This window comes from Haloplanus sp. GCM10025708 (genome assembly GCF_042663985.1).
Lineage (GTDB): Archaea > Halobacteriota > Halobacteria > Halobacteriales > Haloferacaceae > Salinirarus > Salinirarus marinus.
Window position 1 is genome coordinate 758,720 of sequence record NZ_JBHSZA010000011.1, and the last position, 23,278, is coordinate 781,997.

Sequence of the window (23,278 nt, forward strand, 5' to 3'; positions counted from 1 at the left end):
AGCAACAGGCCGATGATGACGAAGCGGAGGCTCGGCACGAGCGTCGCGCTCGCCTCGAACGGGAGGACGGAGACGACGAAGTCGTTCACCGCGCTGAGGCGCGTCCCCTCGCGGAAGGCGATCAGGAGGAACGCGCCGACGATCGCGCCGCGGTTCGACCCCGCGCCGCCCATCAACAGCGCCACCCACACGAGAAACGTGACGAGCGAGACGAAGGTGACGGCGACGACGCTCCCGATGTAGTGGGCGTAGACGCCGCCGGCGAGGCCGGCGATCATGCCGCCGATGGCGAACGACTTCAACTTCACCCAGTCGGTGTTTTTGCCGAGCATTCCGGCCGCCTGCTCCTCCTCGCGGATGCCCTTCAGCAGTCGGCCGAAGGGAGCGTCGATCAGTCGCTCGACGACGAGGTAGACGAGACCGGTCAGCAGGAGCGCGAAGACGAAATACGACACCTGCCAGAGATCGGCTCCGAGCACCGCCCGCCCCGGCTTTGGCACCGAGTTGAGGCCGAAGGTCCCGCGCGTGAGCCACTCCTCGTTGACGAGGACGTCCTCGAAGATGCCCGCGAGGGCGAACGTCGCCACTGCGAGGTAATGCGATCCGAGGCGGACGCTCGTGAGGCCGACGAGCGTCGCCAGCACGCCGCCGACGACGGCGGCGGCGAGAAGCGACACCGGGAGCGACAGCGGCATCGGCAACCCGAATCCGAGGGCGTACCCCGCGTTCGGCCCCGGCGGCGGCACCGTCAGGATGGCCGACGTGAACGCGCCGGCGGCGAAGAAGGCGACGTGACCGAAGTTGAGCAGGCCGGTGTAGCCGTAGTGGACGTTGAGGCCGATGGCCAGCAGCGCGTAGATGAGCGCCAGCGTCCCGATCGAAAGCAGGAACGAGGCGACGCCCGGGATCGCGAACGCCATCAGAGTTCACCCCCGGCGATGCCCTCCGGTTTGAACAGGAGGACGAGGACGAGGATGGCGAAGGCGTAGGCCATCGTGTACTCGGTGGCGACGTAGCGCGTCCCGACGCTCATGGCGACGCCGACGACGAGTGCACCGACCATCGCGCCGTAGGGCTTGCCGATCCCGCCCAGGAGCGTCGCCGAGAAGACGACGATGAGGAAATCCCACCCCATGGTGGGGCGAAATGGGGGAACTGAACGGCCAGGAGGACGCCCGCGACGGCTCCCGCGACCGAGGAGATGAGCCACGTCCGCCGAACGACGGCGTCGGTGTCGATGCCGGCCACCCGCGCGAGCTGTTCGTTGCCGCTGGTCGCGCGCATCTTCTTTCCGAGCATGGTCCGTTGCAACAGCAGGTGAATCGAGAGCATGGCGACGACGGCGGCGATCATCACGCCGGCGTCGACGGGGTTGAGTCGAAGCCCGGCGACGACCCACGGGCGCATCAACGGGACCGGGAGCTGCCGGGCCTCCGTGCCCGCGGCCGCGCGGACGAGATTCCGAAGGACGAACGCCACGCCGATGCTCGTGATGAGCAGGGGAGCGCTCCGCGGTCCGACAGCGGATCGTAGAACACCCGCGCGACGAGGACGCCGCCGACGCCGATCACGAGGACGGCGACGACGGCGGCGACGGGCAGGCCCAGTCCCATCCCGACGAGGAGCAGGGCCGTGTACGCCCCGAGCGTCAGCAACTCCCCGTAGGCGAAGTTGATGAACCGAGTGACGCCGTAGGAGAGCGTCAGCCCGACCGCTCCGACGGCGATGACGCTCCCGTTGATGAGGCCGTACAGGAGCGTCTGTACGACTCCGACGAAGTCAGCCATCTCAGAGTTCGCTTGCGGGCAGGGTGGCGATCTGGTTCCACTCCGTGCCGTCGGCCTGCATGATGGCGAACGGCGAGGAGATGTCGCCGTACTCGTTGAAGTCACACGGTCCCACGAGGCCCTCGTAGTTGACGTCCGTCCCCTCGGCGATGGCGGACGCGCCCTCCGAGTAGGTAGTGACGTCCTGTTCGGGCGGTTTCGCCACCGTCGGGATGTTCGCCGCGATGGACTCGCGGGTGACGTCGCCGTCCTGTGCGGCGGCGACCATCGCCAGCGTCCCGATGTTGACCCCGTCGTAGGTGTTTTTCGCGAAGATGCCGGGTTCGCTCCCCGTGGCCGCCTTCACGTCGGCCGTGAACTGCTCGATGCGGCCCGCCTCCACGGCTTCGGGATTGTCGGCCTCGACCAGGCCGAGGATGCCGTCGCTGATCTGCGGTTCGATCAGCGAGAGGAACTCCGCGTTCGTCTGGTCCTGCGTGACGAACCAGTTGCCCTCGTAGCCGGCCTGGAACGCCGCGCGCATGATCTTCGCGGAGTCCTCCGGCGTCCCCACCAGACAGATGATCTCGGGGTTCGATTGGAGCATCTTCGACACCTCGGCCTGGTAGGAGGACTTGCCCGTCGCGTAGTCGAGCGTGTTCGTCACCGTTCCGCCGTACTCCTCGAAGGAGGATTTGATGGGCGCTTTGAACGACTGCAGTGCGGGTGCGTTGCCGACCATCAGCCCCATTTTCGAGTAGTCAGTGATGCCGTTGTACTGCTCGTTGCGGATGGCTTTCGAGATGGCGCGGCCGCCGAGCGAGTCGCTCGGAACCGTCCGGAAGATGAACTCCCCGCCGACGTCGTCGAGTTCAGTCGTTCCTGCCGAAGGGCTGATGACGGGGATTCCGTTCTCCTCGATGAGGTCCTTGACGCCCGTGAACGTGAGGCTGGTCGGGCCGACGATGAGATCGACTTTGTCGACGTTGACGAGTTTCTGTGCCGCCGAGACGCTCGCGTCCACCGTCGCTTCGGTGTCGCCGCGGACGAGTCCGACGTTCCGCCCGTCGATGCCGCCGTTGGCGTTGATTTCGTCGACGAGCATCTTCGTCACCGGATAGACGTTCGCGCCGACCCAGTCGTACTCGCCGGTAAAGGGCAGGAGGACGCCGATTTTGATGTCGGCTTCGCTGCCGGAGTCGCCTGCGGTACTGGTCGGTGTCGAGGTATCGTCGCCGCTCGAACCACCGGCCGTGCTCGTCGGTGTCGCCGTCCCACCGCCCCCACTGCCGGCACAGCCAGCGAGGCCGGTGAGGATAGTCGTTCCAGTCGCGCCGATGAACGTCCGCCTGGTTGGCGTTGGCATATCTGAGGGCGAGTCACTCGGTGGGTTAAAGGCTTCTGAAACCACCGTAGAAGGCGTGTCTCGTGGGTTCAATGAACACACCTCGCCTCTCTTCGGTCCGATAGCAATCGTTAACAGGCCGTCGTCGCTGGCATACAGTATGTCCACTCACATCCGAGATTCGTACGGTCTCTACATCGACGGCGAGTGGCGCGACGCCTCGGACGGGTCGACGCTTCCGACGTACGACCCCGCGACGGATGGCCTCCTCTCGACGGTCGCCGCCGGGACGGCCGCGGACGTCGACACCGCCGTCGACACCGCGCGTCGCGCGTTCGAGGAGTGGCGGACGGTCGATCCGGACGAGCGCGGTCGGCTGGTTTACGCCGTCGGCCAGCGGATTCGCGACCGCCTGGACGAACTCGCGGAAATCGAGAGCCGCGACCAGGGGAAACCCATCTCACAGGCGCGGAGCGACCTGCTGGGGGCGGCGCGCTACTTCGAGTATTACGCCGGCGCGGCGGACAAACTCGAAGGCAAGAGCGTCCCCGTCGGCCACGACGGCGTGGACTACACCGTCCGCGAACCCTACGGCGTGAGCGCACAGATCACGCCGTGGAACTTCCCCGCGAACCTCTTCGCCCGCGGCGTCGCGCCCGCGCTCGTCGCCGGCAACGCCGCCGTCGTCAAGCCCGCAGAGCAGACGCCCATCTCGGCGCTCCACCTCGCGGAGCTCTGTTCGGAGGCGGGCGTCCCGGACGGCGTCGTCAACGTCGTCCCCGGCTACGGCGACCCGACGGGGGCGGCGCTCTCCGGCCACGACGACGTCGACACCATCACGTTCACGGGGAGCGTCCCGACGGGCCAGGCCATCATGCGGGCGGCCGCCGACACCGTCACGCCGGTGACGCTCGAACTCGGTGGGAAGAACCCCGCGATCGTCTTCCCCGACGCCGACCTCGACTCGGCCGCCGACTGGGTCGCTACGGCCATCTTCACCAACGCCGGCCAGGTCTGCTCGGCGGCCGACCGACTCCTCGTCCACGAATCCGTCCACGACGAACTGGTCGAGAGAGTCGTCGACGCCGCGGAGTCGTACAGCCTCGGCCCGGGCGTCGAGGACCCCGACATGGGGCCGCTCGTCTCCGAAGAGCAGTTCGAGAAGGTGACGGACTACGTCGAACTCGGCCGGGCGGAGGGAGCGACGCTGGCGGCCGGCGGCGACGCGCCGAACCGCGAGGGCCACTTCGTCGAACCGACGGTGTTCACCGACGTCTCGAACGACATGCGCATCGCCCAGGAGGAGATTTTCGGCCCCGTCCTCGTCGTCGTTCCCTTCTCGACGGCGGACGAAGCCCTCGAACTCGCCAACGACGTGGAGTACGGTCTCACCTCGGGCGTCTTCACGAGCGACGTGACCCGCGCCCACCGATTCGCCCGCGACCTCGAAGCGGGCAACGTCTACGTCAATCAGTGGTTCGGTGACACCAACCAGACGCCGTTCGGCGGCTACAAGATGAGCGGGATCGGCCGCGAAAAGGGACTCGAGGCGCTGGAGTCCTACCTCCGGACGAAAAACGTCGCCATCGATATCGGTGGAGACGGCGGCAACCTTCCCGGCGCGTAACTCAAGATACAAAGCCCCCGTCGGCGAACCGTTTCACATGTCTCTCGAGCGAACGGCCGTAGCGGTGGCTGGCGCAGGGTCGGGGATGGGCGAAGCGACGGCGGAACGATTCGCCGAGCGCGGCGCGGACGTCGTCGTCGTCGACGTCGACGGCGAGGCGGCGACCGAAGTGGCCGACCGCATCGACGCCCGCGACGGCGGCTCGGCCGTCGCCCACGTCGCCGACGTGAGCGACGCCGACGACGTGTCGGCGTTCGTCGACCGGACCGTCGAGGAGTTTGGAACGATAGACGTCCTCCACAACAACGCCGGCATCCCCCAGCAGTCGACGCCCGTCGAGGACGTGACCGAGGAGACGTGGGACGGCGTCGTCGACGTCAACCTCAAGAGCGCGTTCCTCGGCGCGAAGTACGCCGTCCCACACATGCGCGATCAGGGCGGTGGGGTCATCCTCAACACCGCGTCGACGGCGGGCATCCGCCCGCGGACGGGGCTGTCGGCGTACTGCGCCTCCAAGGGCGGGATGATCACCCTCACGAAGCAACTCGCCCACGAACTCGCGAGCGACGACATCCGGGTCAACGCCATCTGTCCGGTGGCGACGGACACGGCGATGCTCCCCTCGTTCTCCGGCGAGGAGTTGCGCGTCGACGACATGCTCGACACCATCCCCTCGGTCGGCTCGCCGAACCGGGCGACATCGCCAACGCCGCCGTCTTCCTCGCCAGCGACGAGGCGGCGATGATCACGGGCACGGCGCTCGAAGTCGACGGCGGCCGCGACATCTGACCGCCCGACGACGGCGGGGCTCGGGTCGGTGACGGCGGTCGGCGTTCCGGCGTCCGTTCCCAGTCTCTTGGAACGACGCTGGGGGATACGTTATTGGGACACAGTCCCATAGCGTAGACGGACGGTCCGTCACAGCCTGCCAGCCATGATCGACCCGACGCTCGCCAGTCGACTCCAGTTCGCGCTGACGACCATCGTCCACATCGTCTTCCCGGTGATGAGCATGGGGCTCGCGCCCTTCCTCGTCTACTTCACGTGGAAAGAGATCCGGACTGACGACCCGGTGTACGTGCAGTTGCGGGAGTTCTGGACGACCATCTTCGCCATCAGTTTCGTCGTCGGAACGGTCACCGGGCTCGTCCTCGAATTCGAGTTCGGGACGAACTTCGCCCGCTTTGCGGCCGCCGCCGGCGACCTGTTCGGCGGTCCGCTCGCCGTCGAGGGGATGATGGCGTTCATGCTCGAAGCGACCTTCCTCGGCGTCTTCGTCTTCGGTCGCGAGCGCGTCTCGGACCGGGTCTACTTCCTCTCGGCGGTGCTGGTCGCCCTCGGGACGTGGCTGTCGGCGCTGTGGATCCTCATCGCCAACTCCTGGATGCAGACGCCGCGGGGCTACGAGATGGTGATGCAGAGCGGCCAGCCGGTGTTCACGCTGGTCGACCCCATCGCCGCCTACGCCAACCCCCGATTCCCGTGGATGTTCGTCCACATGCAGAACGCCGCCGTCGTCTCCGTCGCCCTCTTCATGGCGGGAGCGGCCGCCTACCACGTCCAGTTCGGCGACGACTCGGCGTTCTGGCGACGGACGATGAAACTCGCCGTCCTGGTGTTGATACTGACCGCGCCGCTGCAGGTGATCCACGGCGACGCCTACGCCCGCCACGTCTACGAGACGCAACCGCAGAAGTTCGCCGCGATGGAGGCCGTCTACGAGACGGACTCGTACGTGCCCGAGTACATCATCGCCGTGCCGATGAATCTGGACCAGGTACTGAACCCACGCGCGAAAGAGCTGTTCGGCATCGGCATCCCCGGCGGGGCGTCGTGGCTCGCGAGCGGCGGGAATCCGAACGCCGTCATCCGGGGCCTGAACGAGTTCCAGGGGTCGCCGCCCGTGGCGATCATCTTCTGGTCGTTCCGCATCATGGTCGCGCTCGGCTTCTGGTTCGTGCTGCTCGCGTTCTGGGCGGGCTACCGGTGGTGGGTCGGCGAACTGTTCGAGGATCGGCTGTTGCACAAGGCGATGGTCGCGTCGTCGCTCACGGGGATTCTCGCCGTCGAAGTCGGCTGGATCGTCACGGAGGTGGGGAGACAGCCGTGGGTCGTACAGGGGCTCATGCGGGTGAGCCAGGCGACGTCCGACCTCACGCCGACGGAGGCGACGCTGACACTCGCGGGATTCGTCGCCGTCTATGCGACCATCATCACGCTGTACGCCTACGTCGTCTTCCGACTCCTGCGGCAGGGCCCGGCGGACCTGTCGCACGTCAGCGACCCGCCGACGGGGTCCGAGGACGAGGGGGTCGGTTCCGATGTCTGACTTCGCCGCCGTGCCGGCGTCGCTCGCCACCGACCCGATTCTGGGACTGCCGCTGCCGACGATATGGTTCGGACTCGTCTTTTTCATCCTCGGGATGTTCCTCTTTCTGGACGGCTTCGACTTCGGCGTCGGGGCGCTCTTTGCCACCCGCGAGCGTTCGGAGGAGAGGAACTACTGCTCGCGGCCATCGGGCCGTTCTGGGACGGCAACGAAGTCTGGCTGGTCGTCTTCGGCGGCGCGCTGTTCGCGGCGTTCCCGCCCGCGTACGCCAACCTCTTCAGCCGGCATTACCTGCTGATGTTCGCCATCCTCGGTGCGCTCATCCTCCGCGGCCTCTCTCCCGAGTTCTACGAACAGCGCCACGACGAGCGCTGGCAGCGGTACTGGGGCCGGGGTTCGTCGTCGGCAGCGTCGCCGCGCCGTTTTTCCTCGGCGTCTTCGTCGGCAACTGGGTCGCCGGCGCGTCCCGGACGCTCACCGCCTTCGGTCTCCTCGTCGGCCTCGCGACCGTCGCGTTGACCGTCGCGGACGGGGCGACCTATCTCGGCGTCAAGACCCGCGGCGACCTGCGAGCGGAGTTGGCCGGATACGCCGCCCCGGCGGTCGCCGTCTATCTCGGTCTCGTGGTCGTCGCACTCGGAACGCTGGCGTTCACCCGCCCGGCGCTCCGGGGCGTCGTCGTCTCGCCGGCCATCGGCGGCCTGGTCGCCGCGTCGGCCGGTCTCGGCGTCGTCGTCGTCGTCGGCGTCCGTCGGGAACGGTATCATCTCGCGTTCGCCGGCGTCGCGGCCCTCGTCTTCGCTTTCGTCGGCGTCGCGGCGACGCTGGCCTACCCGGCCGTCGACCCGGCGGTCGGCCTCTCGGCGTCGGACGCCGCCGTCTCGACGCTCGCGCTCAACCTCACGACCGTCTTCGCGGCCGTCCTCCTTCCGCTCGTGCTCGGCTACTTCGTATTTCTCTACTCCACGTTCCGCGGGCCGGCGTCCACCGACGAGTCGTACTGAACGGCGTCCGCACGTCTGACATACTCTTAAGAGGGTGTCGTCCAACCAACAGTATGTCCAGTTTCGAGGACGAGGCCCGGGCACGGAGGGACCGCGGCGGGCAGGCCGGCACGGTCAGACGGCGCGAACGGATCGAGTGGACGCACCGCGAGCCGGTGTGTCTGGCGATCCAGACGGCCGTCGCAGCGGTCGAAGACGCCGATCCGATCGACCTGCCACCCCTCGCGGAGTACGTCGACCCCGACGCACTGGACCGACTGTTCGAGCGAGACGCACCCGGCCTCGACCAGCGCCGGATCGAGTTCGCCTACGCCGGCTACCGCGTCCTCGTCGACGGACGCGGCGAAGTCGTCGTCGCCGACGGGTGATTCGCCACCGCCGGGCGTTCGCCTGCTCGCCTCGATAGACCGACCCCGATAACTGGACGGCCGATTTTCTCGGACGCTCTCGACGAACGACGCAGCCACGCGGACCGCTATCTGCCGGACCAGTCTCGCGTCGTTCGGGCGTCTCGACGGGCGTTCCCGGCGACGCTCGACGGCGACGAGAAGTCGACCTGAAGGGTCGCCAGGGCGTCGCTTCGGCGGAGAGCCCACGGACCCGCATCTCGCGTCGTCCCTCGGCCGACTCGCGGGTCTCGACGACGCCGTCGAACAGCTCCTGCAGCGTGTAGAGCGTCTGCTCGTCGTGGGCCGTCGATTCGAGGACCACGCCGCCGGTCCAGCCGACGCTCTGGAGCTTGCCCGTCAGCACCTGGAGGAACTGGTAGACCTGCTTCAGGTCCGAGTACATCACGAGCTGAGACGCGGAGTGGACGCCGACCCTCGCCTGGAGGCCGCGCTCGCTGAATCGCTCGAACAGGCCCGTGAACTCGACGCCGATCTGCGTGAGATTCGCCGGCGAGGAGACGAGCTTCGTCGTCTCCGTCTCCTTCCCCGAGACGTCGGCGATGTCCCGCTGTTGGGTCACACAGTCGACGACGCCGACGTGGTCGACGCGGCGAATCGCGTCGAGATCCGCGCGCACCGTCTCGACGCCGTTTTTCGTCGTGACGACGATGACCGCGTCCGACGACCGGGTGAGAAACTCCAGCAGGAGCTGGTACTTGCCGGTCATCGGCGGTCCAGTGAATAACAGATTCGTTCCCGCTTCGACATCTAATGACTCCAGTGAAACCACGATCCCTTTCCTGCCACCTTCTGTGGGACCTCCACGTTCATTAATACATTGGCAACGATCCTCGATGCGGTGGGGTCCCGCGGATAACCCATAGCCGCGCCGACAGTTTTATTTCGACTTAGTTTCGTTATGTGGTGTATGTCATCAGGTACCACAACGAATGACGTCGAAATCGATCGCCGATCGGTCCTGAGAGCGGTCGGCGTCGCGGGCGCGACCGGCCTCGCCGGCTGTGGCGGTAGCGACGGAGGCGGCGGTGGCGGCGGCGGTGGTGGCGGTGGTGGCGGCGGTGGCGGCGGTGGCGGCGGTGCTGACCTCGGCGAGCGCGTCTCCACGCTCCAGATGGAGTACTGGTCGGACTACGGCGGCTTCACGACCACCCAGGAACAGATGGCCCCGATCATCACGCAGGGGGTCAACGAGATCGGCGTCCAGATGGAAGTCGTACCGGTGAGCATCACCACACAGCTCTCTCAGATGGCCAACGACACCAACCGAGAGAACAACATCTCCTTCACGTGGTGGGTGCCCGCGGCCGACCGGCTCGATCCCCAGGAGCTGCTGAACAACATGCGACTGGACTGGGCGGGGGCGAACGGGCACAGCAACTACTCCAACTACGCCGACTGCGAATACACGCGACTGCTCCTCGAACAGACCAACGCCGAATCGCAGGAGGAGCGCGAACAGGGCATCCACGAAACTATCGCGTACATGTCCGAGGACTGCGCCATCGGCAATCTCGCTCCGGTCGCCAACATCGGAGCCTGGCGGACGGACATGGTCGAGATGGGCGGCATCGGGACCGCCGGGATCGCCCGCTCGAACGCCGAGTGGGCGTTCAAATCCAGCACCACCAACGACGAGGACCTGATCGTGGCGATCAACCCGATCGCCACCGAGACCTCGAACTGGCTGACACACTCGGCCTCGATGCCCGAGGCGATGTGGCAGCACATGATCCACTCGCCGGTACACAAGTACAACGAGAACTTCGAGCTGACGGAACTGCTCGGCTCCGTCGAGGTCGTCAACTCACAGGAGATCGTGGTCGAACTGTTCGACGACGCCACGTTCACCAACGGCGATCCGATCACCTCGGAGGACGTGAAGTTCACGTTCGAGCAGATACAGCGTGGTGGCGAGGCCGGCGCGTACCCCGGTGCCGCGCCCGTCCCGTACGACACCATCGAGACGCCCGACGAGCAGACGGTCCGCTTTACCTTCACGGAGCCGTACATCCCCTTCGCACGCACGACGCTGATGCGGTGGGGGATCGTTCACAAGGCGTCCTTCGAGGAGGCGGGGGCGATCGAGAACCCCGGTGACGCCCAGTTCGAGACGCCGATCGTCTCCTCCGGACCGCTCGAGGTGACCGAACTCCAGCGGGGCCAGCGCGTCGTCACCCAACCCCACGACGGTCACCCGACTTACGAGGCGAGCCAACCGATCGTCTTCTCGGCCTTCCGCAACGAGGAGACGATGATCAACGCCCTCCAGGCCGGCGAGTGCATGATCACGCCCGAGATTTCGCCGCCCAGCGCCCAGCGCGTCAACCAGGAGTTCAGCAACGCGGAGGCGGACTTCTCGGCCACCCACACGGCCTACAACCTACAGTACGTCTGTCACACCGCGCCGTGCAAGTTCACCGAGTTCCGCAAGGCGGTCGCCGCGACCGTCAACCGCCAGAAGATGATCAACGTGTCGATGGCCGGCGAGGTCGAACCCGAGATGTACCCCACTTACATCTCACAGAATCACCCGATGTTCCCGCCCGAAGACATGCTCTACCGGCAGGCCGAGGACCCGAGCGGCAACCCGGAGATGGCCCGGCAGATGCTCGAAGACGCCGGGTGGGGCTGGGACGGCGACGGCAACCTCCACTATCCGCCGGACGCCGATCTCGACCCGCTGTGGCCACAGGGCGAAGTGCCGTCCGCCGAGCAGTTCCCCTGTATCGAGGAACTCGGTCTCGATCCGTAGCTCGGCCGGGCTCGGCGTGCGCTTCTACCGCCGGACTCTCGACCGTCGTTAGGCTGAAGGTCGCGCTCCGTGAGTGACACCCATGCGAAACCTCACCGAAGCGGAGCTGGTGGCGCTCGGCGAGCGGTTCGGGATCGACGTCGACGCCGACGGGGCGGGCGCGATCACGGACACGGTCAACGGGATGCTGGACGACCTCGACGCGCTCGACGACCTCGCGATCGTCGACGACGCCCCGTCGCCGACCGGCGCGGACCCCGGAGCGCGGACCTGGGCCGACCCCGTCGACGACCCGCACGGCGCGATCGCGGTCGACTGTACGGTGTCCCCGGCGACGACGGGCGGATCACTCGCCGGCGTCGACGTCGGCGTGAAAGACGTGATCGCCGTCGCCGGCGTCCCCATGCGCTGTGGGTCCGCGACCATGCGGGGGTTCGTCCCCGCGAGGGACGCGACGGTCGTCGACCGACTCCGGGCGGCGGGGGCGACGATCACCGCCAAGACGGCCTGCGACGAGTTCGCGGGAAGCGCCCGCGGGACGACCGGACACGGAGCGCCGATCACCAACCCCCACGACATCGACCGGACGGCCGGGGGCTCCTCCGGCGGGAGCGCGGTCGCCGTGGCGACCGGGCGGGTCGACGCCGCCCTCGGCACCGACACCGGCGGGTCGGTCCGCATCCCCGCGTCGTTCTGCGGCGTCGTGGGGTACAAGCCGACCTACGGACTCGTCCCGCTGACCGGCGTCGTCGAGAACACGTACACGCAGGACCACGTCGGGACGTTCACCGACGCCGTCGACGACGCGGCGACGCTCCTCGACGCGATGGCGGGCGTCGACGACGCCGACCCGGCGAGTCTGGGGGCGGCCGGCCGCGCGAACTACCGCGTCGGCGGCTACCGCGAGGCGGCGTCGGACCCGCCCGCGGTGGCCGACGTTCGGATCGGCGTCCTCGACGAGGGGACGGGCGACGGCGTCGCCGACCGGGTGATCGAACGCACCGAGGCCGCCACCGACGCGCTCGCCGACGCGGGTGCCGAGGTCCGATCGGTCTCGATCGACGCGTTTCACGCCGGTCGCCCGATCAAGAACGCGCTGAGCCTCGTCGAACTCGCGACCCACTGGCGGGACGGGGCCGCGCCGTACCGCCGGGGCGGCGTCGACGAGACGCTCCAGACCGGGTTCGCGCGAGCACGCGCGGCCGCCAGCGGCGAACTGAGCGACTTCTACGCGAGCAAACTGCTGGCGGGTGCCCGCGTCGTCGAGGCGCACGACGGCCGACCGTACGTCCGCGCGCAGGCCGCACGCGAACGACTCCGCGACGCGTTCGAGTCGGCCCTCGACGGCGTCGACGCTCTCCTCCTGCCGACGATGCCGGACGTAGCCCCACCGCTCGACGACGTCGACGAGTGGGAGTACGACTACGCCCGCAACACGCGTGCGGCGAACGTGACGCGCCTTCCCGCGGTGACGATACCGAACGGGACGGCCGCCGGCCTCCCCGTCGGCTTGCAACTGATGGGTGCCGCGTTCGACGACGCGCACCTCCTCGCGGTCGCCGAAGCGGCCGCGTCGACGCTCGCCGACTGAGCGGCTGCGCACACATTTATTACTCCGTGGGAGATGGTGACAGTATGTCGTCCACTGACGCCGTCGAACGACTCATCGAACGCGACGTGTTCCGAGCGGTCGACGACGACGAACTGCGCCTCACGGACTCGTTCGGGCGAACGGTCGAGCGACGCCGACGCACGCTGGCCGACCGCGACGAGGACGAACGACCGCAGGCGGTCGCGGACGCGACCGCGGATCCGGAGACGGCGAACGCGCTGGCGGCGGCCGGAGTGTCCGATCCCGACTTCCTCGCGCGGTACGTCGCCCTCCGGGAACGAGCAGCGGATCTCTCGCCGACCCAGGCGTTCACGCTCACCGTCGTGATCGGCCAGTTCGAGACGGAACGACCGCGCGACGAGGGAGCGCCCGAGGCGTTTCTGCCGGTCGACGGCGAGGACCTCGTACGCCTCGTCAGCCTCCACGACCGGTGTGTCGTTTACGCGTGGCGCGAGGACTGCCCGCCGTGCGACGCGATTCGGGAGGACTTCGACGAACTGTTCGCCGACGGACCGCCGGGCGACGTCCTCCCCTCGCGGTGTACGGGCCCGACTGTCCGGAGTTGCTGGAGCGCGAGTACGACGTGAGCGTCGCTCCGACCCTGCTTTTCACGCTCGACGGCGACGTCGACTCGCGGTTCGTCGGCGCTCCGACGACCGAGGGACTCCGTTCGGAGATCGAGACGCTCCGCGAGCGGACACCCCCTCGGCGGAGTGATTACGCTCCGGAGTCGAACCCCTCGCGGCCGTCGATCCACCCTGCGGGGTCGAGACTCCTCTCCCGGTCAGGTGTCGACCGGACTCCCGACCACGCTCCGCTTCCGGCCCGCGATGCGGAGAGCGGCGTCTGGGGCGAGCACGTGCGACGCCGTGCCCGAACGACCGACGCCGGCGAGAGCATCCGACCGATGCCAACATTTTCTCTTCTCTTCCTATTGGGTTCGGTATGCCAGCGCGTGACGCGGTATCACTACCCAATACGGAGGCGTTCGAAAACATAGCGGACCACCACATCGTCCGCAACTTCGTCGGTGGGCTGCGGATGATGCTCAACGACCGAACGACGGCGGCGTACTTCTGGATTCTCGTGGGAATCACGTTTCTCGGCGTCGTCGGACCGATGCTCGCCCCGTACGGTATCGAGCAGACCCAGTACAGCGAGACCGGCCAGATACTGAGTGCGGCCCCGCCCTCGATCAACCACCCGCTCGGGACGACGTTCGCCGGCTACGACGTCCTCTCGCGACTGCTGGTGGGTGCCCGTCCGACCGTGATCACGGGCCTCCTCGGGGGTGGGCTGATACTCACTATCGGAACCTCGATCGGGATTACGGCCGGCTACGTCGGCGGCCGGACGGAGACGATACTGATGCGATTTACCGACTTCGTCTACGGCGTGCCGCTCATCCCGTTCGGGATCGTCATGATCACGTTCCTGGGCGTCGGCTTTCTCTCCTCGATCCTCGTCATCGGTTTGATCCTGTGGCGGGGGGCGCTCGGGTGATCCGCGCCCAGACGCTACAGATCAAGCAGTATCCGTTCGTGAAAGTCGCCAAGGCGACGGGTGCGAGCAGGCGACGAATCATCATCAAACACATCCTCCCGAACGTGGCACCGATGGCGATTTTCTTCCTGGCGCTCGGCGTCGGCTACGCCATCATGCTCCAGGCGAGTCTCACCTTCCTCGGTGTCGCCTCCCCGTTCACCCCTCGTGGGGCGTCATGATCCGCAACGCGTTCAACTCCGGTTACATGTCCCAGGCGTGGTGGTGGTCGCTGACGCCGGGGCTCCTGATCGGCATCACGGTGCTGTCGACGTTCATGTTCGGACGCGGGTACGAGGATCTCATCACGGCCGACAGCGAGTCTGTCGAAGCCGACACGGTAGCTGCCTAACATGAGCCGACCACTACTCGAAATCGAGGACCTCACGATCCGGTACGAGACCGACGGCGGCGATCTCACTGCGGTGTCGAACGCCTCGTTCAGCGTCGACGAGGGCGAGTTCTTCGGACTCGCTGGCGAGTCGGGATCGGGAAAGAGCACGACCGCGAAGGCGATCATCGGCGGCCTCGACGACAACGGCTGGATCGATGGGGGGACGATTCGGTATCGCGGCGAGGAGATTCAGGACTTCACCGACAAGGAACTCAACGAGAAGTTGCGCTGGAAGGAGGTTTCCTGGATCCCCCAGAGCTCGATGAACAGCCTCGATCCGCTCCAGCGGGTGAGCGAGCAGGCGCTGGAGATCGGGCGGGTCCACACCGACCTCTCGAACGAGGCGATCCGCGAGAAACTCAAGGAGATGTTCGACGTGGTGGGGTTACAGCAGAGTCGGATCGACGACTACCCCCACCAGTTCTCCGGCGGGATGCAACAGCGGGCGATCATCGCGCTCGCGCTGTTTCTCGAACCCAGCCTCGTCATCGCCGACGAGCCGACGACGGCGCTCGACGTGATCATGCAAGACCAGATTTTCAAGTATCTGGACCGGATGAAAGACGACGCCGAGATCAGCCTCCTCCTCATCACCCACGACATCAGCGTGATCTTCGAGTCGTGTGACAGCGTGGCGATCATGCACGCCAGCCAGATCGCCGAACGCGGGTCGACGACCGCCGTCCACGACAACCCCCGCCATCCGTACGCGTTCATGTTCAAAGAGGCGTTTCCGGACATCCGCGAGCCGAGCCGGGACCTGGAGGTGATCGAGGGATACCCGCCCGAACTGATCGGCGAGGTGTCCTCGTGTAGCTTCACCGACCGCTGCCCGTGGGCGGTCGAGGAGTGTCACCAGAGCGCTCCGCCGCTCGAACCCGTCGGAGACGACGACGCCACTCACGCGGCGTCGTGTTTCCGATCCGACGAGGCGTACGAACTGTACGAACGATACGGCGCGACCGACCCCAGCGCCGAGGTCGAGGCCGAACAGGGGGAACTGAGATGGCCGACGACACACCGCTACTCGAGATCGACGACCTGGAGAAACACTTCGAGCAGAGCACCAACATCCTCGATCTGCTCTTGCGCCGCGAGCCGTCGAAGATTCAGGCCGTCGACGGCGTCTCGTTCACCCTCGAGACCAACGATTCGATCGCCGTCATCGGCGAGAGCGGCTGTGGCAAGACGACGCTGTTGCTGACGCTCATCGGACTCCACGACATCACCGGCGGGGACGTGGTGTACAAGGGGACGCCGATGAGCGACTTCGACGACGCCGGCTGGAAGGAGTACCGGAGCAACGTACAGGTGATTTTCCAGGATCCCTTCAACTCGCTGGATCCGAAGATGACCGTCGAGGAGTCGCTGAAGGAACCGCTGAAAATCCACGACGTCGGGAACCGCGACGAGCGGGTTTATCAGGTCCTCGAAGACGTGGAGCTTCGACCACCGGAGCAGTATCTCCACCGCAAGCCGATGAACCTGAGCGGTGGGGAGAAACAGCGGGTCGCCATCGGCCGCGCACTGGTGCTGGAGCCGGACATCATCCTCGCGGACGAACCGGTGTCGATGCTCGACGTGTCGACGCAGGCGTCCGTCCTGCGGATGTTGAAGGACCTCATCGACGACTACGACGCCTCGATGATCTACATCTCCCACGACCTCTCGACGGTGTCGTACATCTCGGAGACGGTGAACGTGATGTATCTCGGGCGGATCGTCGAGTCGGCACCGACCGAGTGGATTCTCGACGACCCGAAGCATCCGTACAGCGAGGCACTCGTCTCGGCGATCCCGATTCCGGACCCACACCACGACCGGGCGCGGACGGAGATGTCCGGCGCGCCGCGCGATCCGATCGACCTGGGCGAGGGGTGCCGGTTCCGCGATCGGTGCCCGAAAGTGATCCCGCCTGACGGGATCGACGTGGATCAGGAGGCCTATCGGGAGGTGATGGCGTTCCGCGAGGCGCTCGAGCGCGACGACCTCCCGCTGGAGCGCATCCGGAAGGAACTCGACGATCCGGGCGACCAGGAGGCGTTCGCGGCCGCCATCCGCGGCGAGTACTTCTCGGGGGAGATGACGGGCGAGAACGCGACGACGGTCGACGCGGCGCTCGACGACGTCGCCGACGGCGACCTCGACGCCGCCGCCGATCGACTCCGAGACCGCTTCGAGAGCGTCTGTGAGAACACCCCGCTCTCGGTAGAGGCCGAGGCCGACTGGCACGTCGCCTGCCACCAGTACTACGACCACGACCGGCGAACCAAAGAGGATCATGCAATCACGACAGACTGACCCCCGACGTCGGCTGCAGTCTCGGATCGGCGTTCAGCCCGGACGCCGATCCCGGACCGTAGTCGTCGACGGGCACCACGACCTGCACGCATCGAACGGGACGACCACCGACGACGGCCGGCAGCCGGGACGGGAGGTGAATCACCGATGTCGTCGATGAAACGCTACGTCGTCGTCCGCGGGCTCCAGACCATCTTCACGCTGTGGCTCGTCTTGACCGCGCTGTTCGTCATGTTCCGGTCGATGCCCGGCGACTTCACCTCGCAGATGGCAGTCGCCGGAGCCAGCGAGGAGGCCCTCGCGGCGCTTCGCGCCCAGTGGGGGCTCGACGAACCGCTCTACGTTCAGTACTGGCGGTACATTACGAACCTCGCACAGGGCAACCTCGGCGAGTCGCCCGTCTACCGGGTTCCGGTCTGGGAGTTCGTCAAGATGCGTATGTTCAACACGTTCATCCTCGTCGCGCCCGCGATGACGTTCACCTACCTCCTGGGGGCGTTGATCGGCACGATAACGGGGAGCAAGCGGGGGAGCCGCCTGGAGAAACTGGGCATCATCCCCGTCATCGGTGTCGGGTCGTTCCCCGCGTTCTTCCTCTCGATCGTCCTGGTCGTGGTCTTCGCCAGCTGGCTCAATCTGTTCCCGACGTCCGGGATGCTGTCGGCCGGGGGTACCGAGTTGGAGACGTGGTGGGGGCCGTATCTCACCGCCGATTTCGGCATCCACTACGTCCTGCCGTTCACCGCGGTGGTCTGTCGCTACCTGTTTATCCCCTCGCTCATCATGCGGACCAGCGTCGTCGAGGTGATGGGTCAGGACCACACCGAATACCACCGACTGACAGGACTACCGATCGGCAACCGGCTCCGCCACGTCGCCAAACACGCCAGCCTCCCGGTGCTCACCATCTACCCGGTCTCGCTGGCCCGAGCGCTCGGCGGAGTGGTGTTGATCGAGACCGTGTTCAACTGGCCGGGGATCGGGTACGCGCTCGTCGAGGCGGTGCTGGGGCGCGACTACCCGGTGGTCCAGTTCGTCTTCTTCGTCGTCGCCGCGTTCGTCATCATCTCGAATTTCTTGGTCGACTTGCTGTACGGCGTGATCGATCCCCGGATCCGCGTCGAAGACTGATTCGGCTCACCGATCCGTTTTCCCGAGGTCGGCGCACGACTGTGTGATTGCTCGTCACTGCGGACGATCCAGTGGAACGTTGGGCACGGAAACGAGCGAGCACTGCGTCCACCTCGCGCGCTCACTCTCTCGTCAGGAAATCGGGTAACCGAAGTCGGTCGCGCCCGTCGTCCGGCAACGGTGAGCGAGCGACGCGGTCGAGAGCGGGCGGGAGGCCCCGGGCGACGCTGTCGGCGTCCTCCGCGGACGATGCGTCGTCGCCGACGAGCGCCGTCCAGACGTCGATCGGATCGTCGGCGGACGTCTTCCGGTTTCGTGCCTTGCGCTGTCCCTCGTTGTAGGCGAGTTCGACGAGGCTCCGGTCGTAGGTCGTGTCGGCCGCGTCGACGAGACGCCGGTATTCGGCTTCGTCCGGACTGTCGAGGACGCTCGCCACGCCGAGGGCGAACGCCCGTTCGAGTATCGACTCACGGTCGATGTCGGTCCAGTCGGTGCCGTATTCGGAGTCGTACATCTCAACCCTGCAGTTTTCGGTCGGGGAACACCTGGAGGCCGTCGTCGGAGAACTCCACCTCGCGGATGTCGCTGTCGATGTTCGTGCCGCGCATCTTGATGATCTGGACTCCCCGGGTCATCCCCGTCGACTCCAGGTAGTTGTGGAGGAAGACGACGCCGTGGGAGATGTAATGTTCGTCGGCGTACGAACTCGGGTCGGTCATCTCGGAGATCAGCAGCGTCGTCGCGTCGATGCGCTTCAGGGAGGTGAGAAACTGGATGAACGCCTCCTCGCTGTCCGGGAAGAAGTACTGGAGGATCATCGTCGAGTCGATGACCAGGCGGTCGATACCCCGCGAGTTGATAAACGAGACGAGGCGGTTGGTCATGTTCTTGACGCCGGTGGCGAAGTCGGCGTTGTCGCCGCCGCCGAGCAGTCGTTTCGTGTTCGTGTCGAACACGTTCAGAAATTCGAGGTTCGAGGATTCGACCGCTCGGTCGAAGCCGAATTCGTAGCTGCTCATGTCGTGTTTCAGCTCGGATTTGGCCTCGTGCATGCTCAAGAAGAGACAGCGCTCGCCCGCGAGCGCGCCCTGGGTCACGAAGTGGGCGGAGAACGTCGTCTTGCCGCTCCCGGGGGGCCGCTCAGGACGTACATGCGGTTCTCGAGGAGGCCGCCGTCGACCAGCGAGTCGAAACGGGGGATCCCGGTCGAAACTCTCATTGGCGTACTGGGTTCGAGCGGGAGGAAATACATTTCGACCGAGTTCTCAGCACTGAGAACGACTGAAAGAGGCCAACGGGCGCGTCTAGACGGCCGATACGGCCAGATATATCAATCTCTCCGTACGAAGGAAACGCCATGCCAGAGTTGACGAAGACGGGGATAGACGGTCTCGACTCGATACTCGACGGCGGGATCATCGAGGATGCGACGGTTCTCGTCAGCGGGAATCCGGGAACTGGCAAGAGCATCCTCGGTCTCCAGTTCATATACCACGGCGTCAGGGAGTTCGACGAGAAAGGGATCTATCTCTCGTTCGAGGAGAACGCGTCGGACATCGAACAGGCGGCGGAATCTATCGGGTTCGACGAGTGGGGGACGCTCGTCGAGAACGGCGATATCCTCGTCTACGACAAGCGCGAACTGCTCGGCGACACCGACTTCGGCGGGACCCTCGACCGACTGCTGGAAGCGTTCGAGGAGACGGAGTACGAACGCCTCGTTCTGGATTCGCTCACCATGTTCGAGCTGTTTTTCGAGACGGAAAAGGAAAAGCGCACGTATCTGCTCAAATTCTCTGACATCCTCAAGGAGAACGGACTCACGTCGCTACTCATCAACGAACAGGCGGCGGTGTTTCCCGAGACCGACATCGGCCTGGAGAACTTCCTCACCGACGGGAACATCTACCTGATTCAGACGCCGACCGAGTCGGGCGTCAACCGATACATCTGGGTCGCCAAGATGCGAAAACAGAACATCGAGACGGACATCTTCCCGATGGAGATCGGTGAAGGGGGTATCACCGTCCACGAACGGGCCGCCGGGTTCTCGATGATGGACCAGGGGTCGTCGCTGCCTTAACCCTTCGAGAGCGTCCGCCACGCTTCGTCGAGTTTGTTTTTCACCTGCGTCCGCTGTTCGATCTCCACCGAGTAGGCGTCTTCGCGGAACTCGATCCGCACCTCGTCGACGTCGCGGCGGTAGACGTTGACTCGGCGTCGTTCGTCCGAGAGCACTCGGTCGTGGTGTTCGAGCAGATCCGCGTCGGTCAACTCCTCGATACGCCGATAGCAGGTCGCGATGGGCACGTCGAGTTCCTCGCTCAACTCCTGTGCGGATCGAGGTTCGTGAGTCGACCCGAGAATGTCGGCGTTGTACTCGTTGCCGAGCACCTGTAGCAGTTCTTCCCCCTCATCAGTTATCAGCATAGATAGTTCAGACGACGTAAAAGAGTTGGCGATTACCGGCGACCGTGACGATGTCTATCACAGTTGATATTCGGAGGGGTAGTTTTATCGACGCGTTCGTCCGAGCAGAGGACGACACCGAGATGAGCGTTATCGTATCACTCTACGTGGCTTTCAGCGCCATCCTGGTCGTCTCCGGGCTCGCGATGGTCGGGATGGCGGTCCAGGCGTACGTCCGCACTCAGCGTCGGTCGATGATATTCGTGTCCGTCGGATTCTCACTGATCGCCGCCGCGACGATCGCGACCGTGCTCAGTGCGTTCCTCACCGGATTCAGCGGCGTCCGGTCGCTGCTGTTGGTCAACAGCGGCTTCTCCTCGCTCGGATTTATCGCTGTCGTGTACAGTCTCGTCATCTACGAGTGAGTATAATTCTCGCTCGCTAAATCAACGGTTAACGTCGCCTGTATCTGGTTTTCATATATGATATTCAGGTCCATATCTTTAATAGTGCCTTCTGACAGTTCCGGGTAGAGCCCGAGGACTGTGTCCGCGGGTGGACGAACGAACCATGTTCGAGAAAGATACGGAGCGGGGGCAGGTCGGTATCGGGACACTCATCGTGTTCATCGCGATGGTGCTGGTCGCGGCGATCGCGGCCGGCGTCCTGATCAACACGGCCGGCTTCCTCCAACAGAAATCACAGCAGACCGGCGAACAAGCTTCCCAAGAGGTAAGTAACACGTTGAGCGTCATCAGCGAAACCGGAATCACGGACAGCAGCAGCATCACGACGATAGAGCTGACTGTCAAGATTTCGCCCGGGGCCGACCCAGTCGACCTCAGTACCACGACGCTCCAGTACGTGTCCGGGACCACCAAATTCGAAGAACAACTCGGCGGCAGCAACACCAACATCGTCGACGTGACCGGCGCGGGTGACAGCGTCTTAGACACGTCGGACGAACGCGCGGTCATCGAGGTGACGTCGCGCTCGCTGAGCGCCGGTGCGGACGCACAGATAACGATTATCACCCCTTCGGGCGGGCAGGCGATGGTCGAAATAGCGGCTCCGACCCCGCTTCCCCCGAGCGGCGAGGCAGTGAGACTGTAAATGAACCGGAACGATGGCCAACGTAACTAATCAAATCAAGGTGACGACACATGTTTAATTTCACGCGGGCGGACGCAACCGCTTCGTCTGACAGGGGCCAGGTCGGTATCGGGACGCTCATCGTGTTCATCGCGATGGTACTGGTCGCGGCGATCGCGGCCGGCGTCCTGATCAACACGGCCGGCTTCCTCCAACAGCAGTCCCAGCAGACGGGTGAGGAGAGCACGCAACAGGTCAGTAACTCGCTGCAGGTGAAAAGCGCACTCGGTGTGTACAACTCGCAGGTGTTCACCACGACGCCGGACGGCGTCGACGTCGTCCGGCTCGTCGTCTCGAAATCGCCGGGTGCGGATTCGATCGATCTCGCCGATCTCACCATCACCAAACGCGGCCCGAACGGACAGGCGACTGCCACCTATTACGGCACCAGTGAGACGGGATCCATCGACACGGGTACGGGTGACGCCTTCCAGTACGAACTCGGCGGCCAGATCGGAAGCGGACCGTATCACAACGGCAGCAGCACCGCGATCACGGTGCTGAGGAAGGTGACCGCGCCGAGATCATCCTGCCACTCGCCAGCAGTGACTCGACCGCGGTCCTCACTGCGGGTCAGGAGATCACGCTCCTGGTCAGCACGCCGTCCGGAGCGACCACTCGGGTCGCCGTCACGGTGCCGAGTTCGATCAGTCAGTACGACAACGGCGAGTACATTACGGAGGTGTGAGATGTTCAAACAACTACTCCCTTCGACGGAATCCGAGTCTCGTAGTCGATCGCGAGGTCAGGTCGGTATCGGGACGCTCATCGTGTTCATCGCGATGGTACTGGTCGCGGCGATCGCGGCCGGTGTCCTGATCAACACGGCCGGCTTCCTCCAACAGCAGTCCCAACAGACGGGCGAACAGAGCACGAAACAGGTCTCCGAGCGCCTCAACGTCATCAGCACGTCCGGTGCCTCGGACGGAACGAACATCGAGAACGTTCAGCTCGTGGTATCTCGCGGCTCCGGCTCGGATGCGATCAACCTGACGCGGGCGACCGCCAACCTCCGCGGGTCGGACGGCAGCTCACAGTTCCAGATCGCGGCGGGCCAGGTCACGGAACTGAAAAGCGGTAACGACGGGAGTAAGACGTCCCTCGATACCGACACCGCACGCGTCAAAATCACGCTGGATCTCGATGCCGCTGCCACCGGCACGTACAGCGGTGACGATACGGGTCTCACCGCAGGTGAACAGGTCGAAATCCAGATCACGACCGGTGCCGGCGGAACGACGACCGTCGTCGCAGTGGCTCCCCGTCCGGTTCCCACCTCCAGCGGCCAGGTCGTCAGTCTCTGAACCGGCTGGCCGTCCGTGCATCTATTTTTACCGGTGCGAAGCCGAATACGCCGTCGGATGTCCGAGCGCTCGACACCCCGGCCAGCGGCGTCGACGATCGGGTGGACGGTTCGCTGTCGGGAGAGACGACATTACCGACGAGCCAGCGGATCGGACCCGCGTTTTCGAACGGTCGACTCCGTCCGAATGTTTATCACTCC

General features: G+C 65.5%; 22 protein-coding genes and 6 pseudogenes. 21 read left to right on the forward strand and 7 right to left on the reverse strand.

The genetic code is table 11. The annotated features are described in order from the left end of the window. Positions 1 to 47 precede the first annotated feature (47 nt). The 4 genes and pseudogenes from ACFQJD_RS07260 to ACFQJD_RS07275 all read right to left on the reverse strand — a co-directional run. Positions 48 to 920, reverse strand: a pseudogene (locus ACFQJD_RS07260) (branched-chain amino acid ABC transporter permease); the annotation flags it as partial. Next, positions 920 to 1,407, reverse strand: a pseudogene (locus ACFQJD_RS07265) (branched-chain amino acid ABC transporter permease). The pseudogenes ACFQJD_RS07265 and ACFQJD_RS07260, both read right to left, overlap by 1 nt. Then, positions 1,407 to 1,787, reverse strand: coding sequence for an ABC transporter permease subunit (locus ACFQJD_RS07270; RefSeq protein WP_379797194.1), 381 nt, complete (start codon positions 1,785 to 1,787; stop codon positions 1,407 to 1,409). Before ACFQJD_RS07270 ends, ACFQJD_RS07265 begins: the two are co-directional and overlap by 1 nt. A gap of 1 nt (position 1,788) precedes the next feature. Continuing rightward, the gene (locus ACFQJD_RS07275) at positions 1,789 to 3,132 is read right to left on the reverse strand and encodes an ABC transporter substrate-binding protein (RefSeq protein WP_379797196.1); all 1,344 of its coding nucleotides are present in this window, start codon (positions 3,130 to 3,132) and stop codon (positions 1,789 to 1,791) included. Between the two features lie 139 nt (positions 3,133 to 3,271). Here ACFQJD_RS07275 and ACFQJD_RS07280 point away from each other — a divergent pair, with 139 nt between their 5' ends. From ACFQJD_RS07280 to ACFQJD_RS07355, 16 genes and pseudogenes are all read left to right on the forward strand, one after another. Then, positions 3,272 to 4,738: an aldehyde dehydrogenase family protein gene (locus ACFQJD_RS07280; protein WP_379797198.1), complete on the forward strand. Its 1,467-nt coding sequence runs from the start codon at positions 3,272 to 3,274 to the stop codon at positions 4,736 to 4,738. Positions 4,739 to 4,823: 85 nt separating this feature from the next. Next, positions 4,824 to 5,527: pseudogene (locus ACFQJD_RS07285) on the forward strand (SDR family oxidoreductase). Between the two features lie 145 nt (positions 5,528 to 5,672). Beyond that, complete coding sequence (locus tag ACFQJD_RS07290; protein WP_379797200.1) at positions 5,673 to 7,067, forward strand: cytochrome ubiquinol oxidase subunit I; 1,395 nt, start codon at positions 5,673 to 5,675, stop codon at positions 7,065 to 7,067. Continuing rightward, positions 7,060 to 8,071: pseudogene (gene cydB, locus ACFQJD_RS07295) on the forward strand (cytochrome d ubiquinol oxidase subunit II). Before ACFQJD_RS07290 ends, cydB begins: the two are co-directional and overlap by 8 nt. Positions 8,072 to 8,124: 53 nt before the next feature. Then, the gene (locus ACFQJD_RS07300) at positions 8,125 to 8,439 is read left to right on the forward strand and encodes a HalOD1 output domain-containing protein (protein ID WP_379797202.1); all 315 of its coding nucleotides are present in this window, start codon (positions 8,125 to 8,127) and stop codon (positions 8,437 to 8,439) included. A 442-nt stretch (positions 8,440 to 8,881) separates the two neighbouring features. Beyond that, entirely contained in the window at positions 8,882 to 9,205 is a 324-nt protein-coding gene (locus ACFQJD_RS07305; RefSeq protein ID WP_379797204.1) for a hypothetical protein, read from the forward strand. Between the two features lie 183 nt (positions 9,206 to 9,388). Continuing rightward, positions 9,389 to 11,233: an ABC transporter substrate-binding protein gene (locus ACFQJD_RS07310; RefSeq protein ID WP_379797206.1), complete on the forward strand. Its 1,845-nt coding sequence runs from the start codon at positions 9,389 to 9,391 to the stop codon at positions 11,231 to 11,233. 82 nt (positions 11,234 to 11,315) lie between these two features. Then, positions 11,316 to 12,824, forward strand: a complete 1,509-nt coding sequence (locus ACFQJD_RS07315) for an amidase (RefSeq protein WP_379797208.1) — start codon at positions 11,316 to 11,318, stop codon at positions 12,822 to 12,824. Between the two features lie 44 nt (positions 12,825 to 12,868). After that, positions 12,869 to 13,432 carry a hypothetical protein gene (locus ACFQJD_RS07320; protein WP_379797210.1) on the forward strand — a complete coding sequence of 188 codons (564 nt, stop codon included), beginning with the start codon at positions 12,869 to 12,871 and terminating at the stop codon, positions 13,430 to 13,432. After that, positions 13,384 to 13,845 (forward strand): hypothetical protein, encoded by a 462-nt coding sequence (locus ACFQJD_RS07325; protein WP_379797212.1) that lies wholly within the window; start codon positions 13,384 to 13,386, stop codon positions 13,843 to 13,845. The genes ACFQJD_RS07320 and ACFQJD_RS07325 overlap by 49 nt, the downstream gene beginning before the upstream one ends. After that, on the forward strand, positions 13,791 to 14,348 hold the full coding sequence (locus ACFQJD_RS07330) for a hypothetical protein (RefSeq protein ID WP_379797214.1): 558 nt from the start codon (positions 13,791 to 13,793) through the stop codon (positions 14,346 to 14,348). Before ACFQJD_RS07325 ends, ACFQJD_RS07330 begins: the two co-directional genes overlap by 55 nt. Further along, complete coding sequence (locus ACFQJD_RS07335; protein ID WP_379797216.1) at positions 14,327 to 14,569, forward strand: ABC transporter permease subunit; 243 nt, start codon at positions 14,327 to 14,329, stop codon at positions 14,567 to 14,569. The genes ACFQJD_RS07330 and ACFQJD_RS07335 overlap by 22 nt, the downstream gene beginning before the upstream one ends. Further along, positions 14,566 to 14,739, forward strand: coding sequence for a hypothetical protein (locus tag ACFQJD_RS07340; protein ID WP_379797218.1), 174 nt, complete (start codon positions 14,566 to 14,568; stop codon positions 14,737 to 14,739). Before ACFQJD_RS07335 ends, ACFQJD_RS07340 begins: the two co-directional genes overlap by 4 nt. 1 nt (position 14,740) lies before the next feature. Next, positions 14,741 to 15,985: an ABC transporter ATP-binding protein gene (locus ACFQJD_RS07345; protein WP_379797220.1), complete on the forward strand. Its 1,245-nt coding sequence runs from the start codon at positions 14,741 to 14,743 to the stop codon at positions 15,983 to 15,985. Continuing rightward, the gene (locus ACFQJD_RS07350; protein WP_379800440.1) at positions 15,868 to 17,082 is read left to right on the forward strand and encodes an ABC transporter ATP-binding protein; all 1,215 of its coding nucleotides are present in this window, start codon (positions 15,868 to 15,870) and stop codon (positions 17,080 to 17,082) included. Before ACFQJD_RS07345 ends, ACFQJD_RS07350 begins: the two co-directional genes overlap by 118 nt. Positions 17,083 to 17,238: 156 nt before the next feature. Then, positions 17,239 to 18,213, forward strand: coding sequence for an ABC transporter permease (locus ACFQJD_RS07355; RefSeq protein WP_379797222.1), 975 nt, complete (start codon positions 17,239 to 17,241; stop codon positions 18,211 to 18,213). A gap of 121 nt (positions 18,214 to 18,334) precedes the next feature. On the opposite strand, the gene ACFQJD_RS07360 is transcribed toward ACFQJD_RS07355, so the two are convergent. After that, positions 18,335 to 18,727: a hypothetical protein gene (locus ACFQJD_RS07360; protein WP_379797224.1), complete on the reverse strand. Its 393-nt coding sequence runs from the start codon at positions 18,725 to 18,727 to the stop codon at positions 18,335 to 18,337. Position 18,728: 1 nt separating this feature from the next. After that, a pseudogene (locus tag ACFQJD_RS07365) lies at positions 18,729 to 19,432 on the reverse strand (RAD55 family ATPase). Between the two features lie 138 nt (positions 19,433 to 19,570). Here ACFQJD_RS07365 and ACFQJD_RS07370 point away from each other — a divergent pair. Next, a complete protein-coding gene (locus ACFQJD_RS07370; protein WP_379797226.1) occupies positions 19,571 to 20,296 on the forward strand; it encodes an RAD55 family ATPase in 726 nt (241 codons plus the stop codon). Here the strand turns inward: ACFQJD_RS07370 and ACFQJD_RS07375 are convergent. After that, the gene (locus ACFQJD_RS07375; protein WP_379797228.1) at positions 20,293 to 20,643 is read right to left on the reverse strand and encodes an ArsR/SmtB family transcription factor; all 351 of its coding nucleotides are present in this window, start codon (positions 20,641 to 20,643) and stop codon (positions 20,293 to 20,295) included. The genes ACFQJD_RS07370 and ACFQJD_RS07375 overlap by 4 nt on opposite strands. Before the next feature lie 122 nt (positions 20,644 to 20,765). Here ACFQJD_RS07375 and ACFQJD_RS07380 point away from each other — a divergent pair, with 122 nt between their 5' ends. From ACFQJD_RS07380 to ACFQJD_RS19345, 4 genes and pseudogenes are all read left to right on the forward strand, one after another. Next, positions 20,766 to 21,047, forward strand: coding sequence for a DUF7521 family protein (locus ACFQJD_RS07380; protein ID WP_379797230.1), 282 nt, complete (start codon positions 20,766 to 20,768; stop codon positions 21,045 to 21,047). Positions 21,048 to 21,192: 145 nt separating this feature from the next. Beyond that, positions 21,193 to 21,735, forward strand: a complete 543-nt coding sequence (locus tag ACFQJD_RS07385) for an archaellin/type IV pilin N-terminal domain-containing protein (RefSeq protein ID WP_417448777.1) — start codon at positions 21,193 to 21,195, stop codon at positions 21,733 to 21,735. A gap of 50 nt (positions 21,736 to 21,785) precedes the next feature. Then, positions 21,786 to 22,145 (forward strand): annotated as a pseudogene (locus tag ACFQJD_RS19340) (archaellin/type IV pilin N-terminal domain-containing protein); the annotation flags it as partial. 318 nt (positions 22,146 to 22,463) lie between these two features. Then, the gene (locus ACFQJD_RS19345; protein ID WP_417448778.1) at positions 22,464 to 23,078 is read left to right on the forward strand and encodes an archaellin/type IV pilin N-terminal domain-containing protein; all 615 of its coding nucleotides are present in this window, start codon (positions 22,464 to 22,466) and stop codon (positions 23,076 to 23,078) included. Positions 23,079 to 23,278 lie beyond the last annotated feature (200 nt).